Origin of the sequence: Idiomarina sp. ST10R2A5, assembly GCF_051842325.1 — a bacterium.
Lineage (GTDB): Bacteria > Pseudomonadota > Gammaproteobacteria > Enterobacterales > Alteromonadaceae > Idiomarina > Idiomarina abyssalis.
In genome coordinates, this window is record NZ_JBNIEX010000047.1 from 1 (window position 1) to 259 (window position 259).

A 259-nucleotide genomic window follows, 5' to 3' on the forward strand; every position below is an offset into this window, starting at 1 on the left:
CGCGGGTGGTCAAGCTTTCGATGAAAGAGCTTTTAGAGCTTTTTGATCTGCGAGAAGCCTTGGAGAGCATGGCGGCGCGGCTGGCAGCTGAGCATATGTCACCGGAGGAGGTGCAGGGCTTGCGGGATGTGCTGGCGCTACACGAAGGTCAGGCGGATTGAAAGCGTGGCGAAGCCTACTACCAGCGCGAGGGCGATCTCGATTTTCACTACTGCATCGTGCAGGGCAGCCACAACAAAATGCTAATGAACCTGCTCTG

The 259-nt window shown here is 56.8% G+C and carries 1 protein-coding gene; it reads left to right on the forward strand.

Annotated elements, in window-relative coordinates; genetic code table 11:
* Window positions 1-20: 20 nt before the first annotated feature.
* The gene (locus tag ACP7FG_RS13070; protein ID WP_439226637.1) at window positions 21-161 is read left to right on the forward strand and encodes an FCD domain-containing protein; all 141 of its coding nucleotides are present in this window, start codon (window positions 21-23) and stop codon (window positions 159-161) included.
* Window positions 162-259: the final 98 nt, after the last annotated feature.

What these genes read in the sequence shown, in the direction of transcription:
- ACP7FG_RS13070 (WP_439226637.1), top strand. Translation starts at nt 21, where the DNA reads ATGAAAGAGCTTTTAGAGCTTTTTGATCTGCGAGAAGCCTTGGAGAGC.